This is a genomic window from Escherichia sp. TW14182, assembly GCF_000208525.1.
GTDB lineage: Bacteria > Pseudomonadota > Gammaproteobacteria > Enterobacterales > Enterobacteriaceae > Escherichia > Escherichia ruysiae.
This window is the reverse complement of record NZ_AEJZ01000342.1, coordinates 1-7,762: the sequence shown is the minus strand read 5'-3', so window position 1 is coordinate 7,762 and position 7,762 is coordinate 1. Positions and strand designations below refer to the sequence as shown.

The following is a 7,762-nucleotide window of genomic DNA, read 5'->3' as shown; positions in this document are numbered from 1 at the left end:
GGGGAGAGGGTTAGGGTGAGGGGAACAAGCAGCACCATTGTTCACTTACGGACGGCCTTACCAGCCATCGGGCACGTTAAACACCGCATACGTGTTATTAAGCAACACGTCGGCAATCTCATCTGCGGGTTCCGGGCGTAACTCGCACAGTACGGCAAATACCCGGGCAGCCTGCTCCGGGCGGTTAGGCTGCCCCTGAAAGCCGTTGAGCGGCATATCCGGCGCGTCGGTTTCCAGCAACAACGATGCCAGCGGTAATTTTGCGATGACATCGCGGGTTTTACTGGCGCGTGGATAGGTGATAGTACCGCCTACACCGATTTTGTAGCCCAGCTGTACAAACCGTTCAGCCTGTTGCAGGCTGCCGGAAAAACCGTGAACCACGCCAGTGCGCGATAAATCGTGGCGTTTAAGATGCATCGCCAGTTTGTCATGCGTGCGCCGTGAATGCAGGATCACCGGCAGATCGTAGCGTTTCGCCAGTTTCAGTTGTTCGTCAAGTAACCACTGCTGCCTCTCAAATTGCGGATCGTCGCCAAAGAGATCCAGGCCTACCTCCCCTACCGCCACCACCTTCGGCGAGCGCCTTTCCAGTGCCTGCTGTAACTGCTCCAGCGACGCATCGCAATGTTTTTCCAACATCCCCGGATGCAACCCTAAGGCGGCATACAGCGGTTGATAATTTTCCGCTAACGCCTGCACGCGGGCAAAATTTGCCGCCTCAGTTGCCGGTACAATGATCTTGCCTACGCCCGCTTGTGCCGCGCGTTGCAGGCTGGCCTCTTCATCACCGCTAAACGGCGGAAAATCAAAATGGCAGTGGGTGTCGATAAAACGGCAAATCAAGCCAGATCCTCGTTGTTAAATGTCGGGTCATTCGCCTGCGGGGCGTCTATCACCTCGGTAACCAGCGTATCGTTGGCGACTGGCGCTGGCGGAATGACGATCGGTTCCGGCATCGCCACAGGCACCAGATGGCGAGTGAACGGTGCTTTTTCGGTTAGCATTTTACCGACCGTGGCCAGGAAATAGCGACCGCATAAACGCCCAAGTTTATAGTCATCACGTAGCGCCGGAAGCCGACTGCCAAGCGCGATGCTATGCAGCGGCTTCGGCGGATAAATTTCGAAAATGCGTAGCTTGCCTGGCGGTTTCTCAATAAATTGCTGGATGGCACGATAGCTGGTTTCATGATGCTGCACCAGATTGACCAGCGGTTGTAGGCTACTGTCCCCCAGCCAACGTTCCATACGTTTAAACCACTGCGGCGTATAGTACATTTGCGACGGCACGGTGCGGATTACCACCAGCGTTTTCGCCCCCTGTCTTGCCGCTTCTTTAACCGGAATCGCATCGCTGACGCCACCATCAAAATAGTTAATCCCATCAAGTGAAACCCCGGTGCGATAAAAACCTGGAATAGCACTGGAGGCGCGAATCAAATCCAGCCAGTTTTGTTTGGTTGGTAAAAAGTAATTTGGTGTGTAGTCATCCTGACGACAGGCACACATATAAAACGATTTGCCGCTATCGAACAACCGCGCGGCGGTATCCATCTGCAACGGCATCTGGCGTGCAGTCGCTTCCACCAGCCAGTCGAGATCGATAAGATTTCCTCCACGGACAAAGCGCACTGGATCGAAAAATTCGCGCTTTGTGGTATAGCGCATGATGACTTTGCGCGCGTAACCGGGCTGATTACAAATATACGCCGAAAGGTTCTGCGCCCCGGCGGACGTGCCAAAATAGAGATCGAAAGGATTAAACTGCGCGCGCATAAACTCATCCAGCACGCCAGCCGTAAAGATTCCACGCTGCCCGCCGCCTTCGCACACCAACGCAATTCGTCCAGGCTGGAACGGCCTTAGCGACAACGGCGCAATATTACCAAGCGTTACAGGTATTCGCTGCCCCACCTCTGCCTTCCTGTTTTTGTTGTGAAAGAATGACAAAGTAACGCAATTTATTATTCGCTAAAACCGCAAAAGCCAGTCCGCTGGACTGGCTTTGTATAAAATTTTCTTAATCGTCTGAAATCTAGGGTCGTTTTCGGCCCATGAACAAACTCACCAGGAACAGAATAATCCCGACGACAAAGACAATTTTTGCAGCACCCGCTGCAGTACCGGCCAGACCACCAAACCCAAGAGCGGCGGCGATTAACGCGATAACCAGAAATATGATGCCCCAACGAAACATAAGCCTCTCCTTTACCATAGTTAATGTCACCGCTTGATATTCACTCAATGCGATATTTTTAGTGTGGTGCACATCGCGCCTCCCGACAAAGTTCGGGAGGACGAATTACGACGAATTACTTAGTTTTCAGATCATTTTTAACGCTTTTCACACCATCTACCGCTTTGGCGATACTTTCAGCACGGTCGCTCTGTGCCTGAGAATCTACGGTTCCGGAGAGCTGAACCACGCCATCGGTGGTTTCAACTTTCACTTTACGTGAAGGAACAATGTCGTCCGCCAGCAGTTTGGCTTTGATTTCACTGGTGGTGGCGGTGTCACCGGCGTAACCCTTCACGGAGCTTTCTTTAGCATCGCGAACGTGCAGTTTGTCGCTGACGGAGGTCACGCCTTCAACGCCTTTCGCCACTTTCACTGCCTCTTCGGCCTGTGCCTGGCTTTCAACAAATCCGCTTAAAGTCACGACTTTTTGATCGGTTTTGACAGAGATATCAGTGCTCTTGATATTTTCATGATCCACCAGAGCCGCCTTCACTTTCGCTGTGATGGCGCTGTCATCCATGAAATTACCGACTTTATTCATAGAGCTATCGACTTTTTGCCCTGCGCTTTCATTGGTGGTCTGCGCGTTGTTTTCCGCGTGGGCAGAACCGGTCGCGACGGCAGAGGTCAGCATTACAGCCAGCAGAGTTTTCGAAATCTTCAGTCTTGTCATAGTCATCGATTTATTCCTGTATATTTGCTCGTAATTTGAGCCAGGCAACACGAGGTTGCATTGCTGAATAGGGAGAGACTTCACCCTCGACAGAAGTCAATGGTCGCCATCACAAAAGCGATAGGTGATGAATAACGACCGTTACAACTTCTTAATCAGTTATTAATATCAATCGAATGACAGTTAACGGTTTTAAATACTGTTACCTACTCACATAACGGTATTTAAAGCCGACACAAATGTCATTGCTTTGTTAAATATAGATCACAATTTTGAAACCGCCCGCCATATCGGCTAAAAAGCGAGCAAACATAAGCGAAAGCGAATGTTTTAAGAACATTCCGCAAGCGGCTAATAAGGAAGGGAAATTGACAGGGCGCAGCGGCTGCCGCGCCCTGGAGGCAAGAATTAATGCTCGCGGGTCTGGTGGAATTGAACGTCCGGATAACGCTCTTGCGCTAAGCGTAGGTTAACCATGCTGGTGGCGATGTAAGCGAGGTTATCGCCGCCATCGAGCGCCAGTTGACCTTCGTTCTTACGCTTGAACTCTTCGAATTTCTTTGCGTCCGCGCATTCTACCCAGCGGGCGGTGGCAACGTTGACTGACTCATACACTGCTTCAACGTTGTATTCGCTCTTCAGGCGCGATACCACCACATCAAACTGCAGCACACCAACCGCACCGACGATCAGGTCGTTATTGGAGATCGGACGGAACACTTGCACTGCGCCCTCTTCAGAAAGCTGTACCAGCCCTTTGAGCAGCTGTTTTTGCTTCAGCGGATCTTTCAGACGTATACGACGGAACAGTTCCGGTGCGAAGTTCGGAATACCGGTGAACTTCATCATCTCACCCTGGGTAAAGGTGTCGCCGATCTGAATGGTGCCGTGGTTGTGCAGGCCGAGGATATCGCCCGGATAAGCCTCTTCAACGTGCGAACGGTCACCCGCCATAAAGGTCAGCGCGTCGGAGATCACCACATCTTTCGCGGTGCGCACCTGGCGCAGCTTCATGCCTTTTTCATATTTACCGGATACCACGCGCATAAACGCCACACGGTCACGGTGTTTCGGGTCCATGTTGGCCTGAATTTTAAATACGAAGCCGGTAAATTTGTCTTCGCTCGCTTCTACGGTACGGGTGTCAGTCTGACGCGGCATCGGTGCAGGCGCCCACTCCACCAGACCATCCAGCATATGATCGACGCCGAAGTTACCCAGCGCAGTACCGAAGAATACCGGAGTAATTTCGCCCGCAAGGAACAATTCTTTGTCGAACTCGTTAGAGGCGCCTTTCACCAGCTCCAGTTCGTCACGCAGCTGCTGTGCCAGATCTTCACCGACCGCAGCGTCGAGATCCGGGTTGTTCAGCCCTTTAACGATACGTACTTCCTGAATGGTGTGGCCTTTACCGCTCTGATAGAGATAGGTTTCATCTTTATACAGGTGGTAAACGCCTTTAAACAGCTTGCCACAGCCAATCGGCCAAGTGATCGGCGCACAACCGATTTTCAGCTCGTTCTCAACTTCATCGAGCAATTCCATCGGGTCGCGGATATCACGGTCAAGTTTGTTCATAAAGGTGAGGATCGGCGTATCGCGCAGACGGGTAACTTCCATCAGCTTGCGGGTACGATCTTCAACACCTTTTGCGGCGTCGATAACCATCAGGCAGCAGTCCACCGCCGTCAGGGTACGATAGGTATCTTCCGAGAAGTCTTCGTGCCCCGGGGTGTCAAGCAGGTTAACCAGGCAGTCGTGATACGGAAACTGCATCACAGACGTGGTAATGGAGATCCCACGCTGCTTTTCCATCTCCATCCAGTCCGACTTAGCGTGCTGGTTGGAACCACGGCCTTTTACTGTACCGGCGGTCTGAATGGCCTGTCCGAACAGCAGCACCTTCTCGGTGATGGTGGTTTTACCGGCGTCCGGGTGAGAAATTATGGCAAAGGTGCGGCGCTTCGCCACCTCTTGCAAATAAGGAGACAACGTCATAATTCTTTCTTCTTGAGTAAGCGGCATCGCGCCGCGCTTGTTGAAAACGAAAAATTGCGGCTATTTTACCCATCAACGGGGGGGAGGCAATCAGTGTTTACACAGGAGTTGCTCCAGTTCGTGCAACGAAGAAACGGTCCAGGTGGGCGCAATGCCTTCTGGTTGCTCGCGATTGTGCGCATTCAGCCAGCAGGTAGCAAGCCCGGCGTTGATGCCACCGAGAATATCGGACTCAGCAGTGTCACCAACCATTAGCACGCGTGAACGGTCAGGATTGCCCGCCTGTTCCAGCGCATAATCGAAAATTTTCTTATTCGGTTTGGCAACGCCAACTTCTTCGGAAATCACCAGCAAATCGAAATAATCACGCAAACCCGTTCGTTCCAGACGCACTTGCTGCAAGGCACTAAAACCGTTGGTGATGATGCCGATTTTGGCATTGCCGCGAATGGCGTTAAGCAGGGAAACCGCGCCAGGCAGCGGTGTGCAGATTTCCGCCATCGCATTAATAAAGGCAGCGTTGAGTTTACCCGGCTCGACGTTCAGCCGTTCGGCCCAGCTTTCAAAACGCCCGTGCTGGAGCTGTAATGAAGTGATCGCGCCGTTTTGATAATCCACCCACAGTGGTTTGTTAACGGCCTGATAGTCCTGAAAATCTTCAGCGGTAAAGGTGACGCTGTAGTCAAGGAACATCCGCTGCAGGCCGGTGAACGAGTCAAAAGTAAACAGCGTTTCATCGGCATCAAAGAAAATCCAGTCCCACTTCATTATTCCACCTTGTCTTACATACTGATTGGCAACGCCATGATGATGGCGTCTTCGCGACCGTCCGTGGTGGGGTAGTAATTGCGGCGAATTGTCGCCTCGTTAAAGCCTAAACTTTCGTACAGAGCAATGGCGGCGGCGTTAGAGGCGCGGACTTCCAGCCATAGCGTCGCCACGCCGCGTTTTTCCAGCTCGTCGATCAGATGTTCCAGCAACGCCCTTCCCAGTCCCTGACGCTGATAGTCGGGATCGACCGCAATATTGAACAATGTAGCTTCATCCAGCACCACTTGCGTAATCGCAAACGCAGCCATTTTGCCGTCTTGTGTCAACTGAAAGTTGAGATAGCGTTCGCCCTGGTTGCTGGCAAAGGTTTTTTCACTCCACGGAAAGGCGTGGGCGCGTTGTTCAATGTGGAAAGCCGCAGGTAAATCAGTCGTTTCGAGGGAAGAAATCGTGTTCATATGTGCAAATTTGTTGCCATAACGCGGCGCGTGCCGTTGGGTTTGCCCGTAATTCGGTGAGCGCCGGTGATGTCACCTGAGCGCCCTCCAGTGACAGCGGTTCGTCAGTACCCAACCGCCAACTGTTGCATCGACTGCCTTGCGGCAGCATCGCGATCCTATCTGGCGTCAGTTGCAGCACCTGATCGGGGCTGACGGTTAATGCGCGCAGAACATCGCTCACCAGAGGATCGGTCAGGGCGGGAAGATCGTTTGCCACCATCACCAGACGGACGTGTGCCGGGATCGCAATGGCAATCTCCCCCTGCAACGCGCCAGGGCGACGCAGCGACCACTGGGTAATGCCCAGCTGCTGTAACTGCCAGTCTCGTCGGGATGTCATAGCGAATCGCTCCTGTTGTCAGGGGCGCAAATATAGCAAATTCGTCGATACCGCGCCAACATATGGCTATAATCGCCGCCAGTATCAATTGAGGAGCATTCCATGTCTGCATTTACCCCGGCAAGTGAAGTCTTGCTGCGCCACAGTGATGATTTCGAACAAAGCCGTATTCTGTTTGCCGGTGACTTACAGGATGACCTGCCCGCGCGTTTAGATACCGCGACCAGTCGTGCTCATACCCAGCAATTCCACCACTGGCAGGTGTTAAGCCGCCAGATGGGTGATAACGCCCGTTTTAGTCTGGTTGCAACGGCGGACGACGTCGCAGATTGCGATACGCTGATTTACTACTGGCCGAAGAACAAACCGGAAGCTCAGTTCCAGTTGATGAATTTACTTTCTCTGCTGCCAGTGGGCACTGACATTTTCGTCGTTGGCGAAAACCGTAGCGGCGTGCGCAGCGCCGAGCAGATGCTGGCAGATTATGCGCCGTTGAATAAAGTCGACAGCGCCCGTCGCTGCGGCCTCTATTTTGGTCGTCTGGAAAAGCAGCCAGTGTTCGATGCGGATAAATTCTGGGGCGAATATAACGTAGATGGACTGACGGTCAAAACGCTGCCTGGCGTGTTTAGCCGCGACGGTCTGGATGTCGGCAGCCAGCTGCTGCTCTCGACATTAACCCCGCACACAAAAGGCAAAGTGCTGGATGTCGGCTGCGGTGCAGGTGTGCTTTCAGTTGCGTTTGCGCGCCACTCGCCGAAGATTCGTCTCACTCTGTGCGATGTCTCTGCCCCGGCGGTAGAAGCCAGCCGTGCGACGCTTGCGGCCAACGGTGTTGAAGGTGAAGTCTTTGCCAGTAACGTCTTTTCCGAAGTGAAAGGTCGTTTTGATATGATCATCTCCAACCCGCCGTTCCATGATGGGATGCAAACCAGCCTGGATGCAGCACAAACGCTGATTCGCGGCGCGGTGCGTCATCTTAACAGCGGCGGCGAGTTACGAATTGTAGCGAACGCCTTCCTGCCTTATCCGGACGTGCTGGATGAGACATTTGGCTTCCACGAAGTTATCGCGCAAACCGGGCGTTTCAAGGTGTATCGCGCCATTATGACCCGCCAGGCGAAGAAAGGTTAAGTCTCTCGCCGCAAGCCTTGTTGGATGCGGCGTGAACGCCTTATCCAACCTACAAAACCTGCACATTAGCCCTTCGTAGGCCAGATAAGACGCGCCAGCGTCGCA

General features: G+C 52.9%; 9 protein-coding genes. 1 reads left to right on the top strand and 8 read right to left on the bottom strand.

Annotation, left to right across the window (positions count from 1 at the left end; translation table 11 throughout):
• Positions 1–57: 57 nt before the first annotated feature.
• The 8 genes from EQY_RS0121340 to holD all read right to left on the bottom strand — a co-directional run bounded on the left by EQY_RS0121340 (position 58) and on the right by holD (position 6,523).
• The gene (locus EQY_RS0121340) at positions 58–846 is read right to left on the bottom strand and encodes a metal-dependent hydrolase (RefSeq protein WP_000563037.1); all 789 of its coding nucleotides are present in this window, start codon (positions 844–846) and stop codon (positions 58–60) included.
• Positions 843–1,916 carry a patatin-like phospholipase family protein gene (locus EQY_RS0121335; protein WP_010345506.1) on the bottom strand — a complete coding sequence of 358 codons (1,074 nt, stop codon included), beginning with the start codon at positions 1,914–1,916 and terminating at the stop codon, positions 843–845. Before EQY_RS0121335 ends, EQY_RS0121340 begins: the two co-directional genes overlap by 4 nt.
• A 121-nt stretch (positions 1,917–2,037) precedes the next feature.
• Complete coding sequence (locus EQY_RS0121330) at positions 2,038–2,199, bottom strand: DUF1328 domain-containing protein (RefSeq protein WP_000490275.1); 162 nt, start codon at positions 2,197–2,199, stop codon at positions 2,038–2,040.
• 115 nt (positions 2,200–2,314) lie between these two features.
• A complete protein-coding gene (gene osmY / locus EQY_RS0121325) occupies positions 2,315–2,920 on the bottom strand; it encodes a molecular chaperone OsmY (protein ID WP_024212696.1) in 606 nt (201 codons plus the stop codon).
• 402 nt (positions 2,921–3,322) lie between these two features.
• Positions 3,323–4,912, bottom strand: coding sequence for a peptide chain release factor 3 (gene prfC / locus EQY_RS0121320; RefSeq protein WP_000175941.1), 1,590 nt, complete (start codon positions 4,910–4,912; stop codon positions 3,323–3,325).
• 90 nt (positions 4,913–5,002) lie between these two features.
• Positions 5,003–5,680, bottom strand: coding sequence for a pyrimidine 5'-nucleotidase (gene yjjG / locus EQY_RS0121315; protein ID WP_000870704.1), 678 nt, complete (start codon positions 5,678–5,680; stop codon positions 5,003–5,005).
• A 14-nt stretch (positions 5,681–5,694) separates the two neighbouring features.
• A complete protein-coding gene (rimI, locus tag EQY_RS0121310; RefSeq protein ID WP_001092448.1) occupies positions 5,695–6,141 on the bottom strand; it encodes a ribosomal protein S18-alanine N-acetyltransferase in 447 nt (148 codons plus the stop codon).
• The gene (gene holD, locus EQY_RS0121305; protein WP_000204010.1) at positions 6,110–6,523 is read right to left on the bottom strand and encodes a DNA polymerase III subunit psi; all 414 of its coding nucleotides are present in this window, start codon (positions 6,521–6,523) and stop codon (positions 6,110–6,112) included. Before holD ends, rimI begins: the two co-directional genes overlap by 32 nt.
• A 102-nt stretch (positions 6,524–6,625) precedes the next feature.
• Between holD and rsmC the strand changes: the two genes are divergently transcribed.
• Positions 6,626–7,657: a 16S rRNA (guanine(1207)-N(2))-methyltransferase RsmC gene (rsmC, locus tag EQY_RS0121300; protein ID WP_001272353.1), complete on the top strand. Its 1,032-nt coding sequence runs from the start codon at positions 6,626–6,628 to the stop codon at positions 7,655–7,657.
• The last annotated feature ends 105 nt before the right edge of the window (positions 7,658–7,762 follow it).